Origin of the sequence: Virgibacillus sp. 7505 (assembly GCF_002272135.1) — a bacterium.
In the GTDB taxonomy this organism is placed as follows: Bacteria; Bacillota; Bacilli; order Bacillales; family Amphibacillaceae; genus Terribacillus.
On the sequence record NZ_NPBF01000375.1, the window covers coordinates 1 to 224 of the forward strand.

Consider the following 224-nt stretch of genomic DNA (forward strand, 5'->3'; position numbering starts at 1 on the left):
TCCAAAGGTACAAGCGAAGCGGACGTTTGGGCGGATTGTCGTCGAACTAAACGGCACCGACCATGAGCCAGTTGCTGCAGCACTAGCCAATGTATTTGGCATTCAATCATACAGCCTTGCCTTAAGAGTGGAGAATGAGTTAGAAGCCATGCAAAAAGGGGCACTCTTTATGCTTACCGAGCATCCAGATGCTAAAACGTTTAAAGTCTCTGCTAGGCGGGCAT

At 48.7% G+C, this 224-nt stretch carries 1 protein-coding gene; it reads left to right on the top strand.

Annotation, left to right across the window (positions count from 1 at the left end; all coding sequences use genetic code 11):
* Positions 1 to 224, top strand: a 224-nt coding sequence (locus CHH91_RS19405) for a THUMP domain-containing protein (protein WP_286160866.1), incomplete at both ends; no start/stop codon positions are given.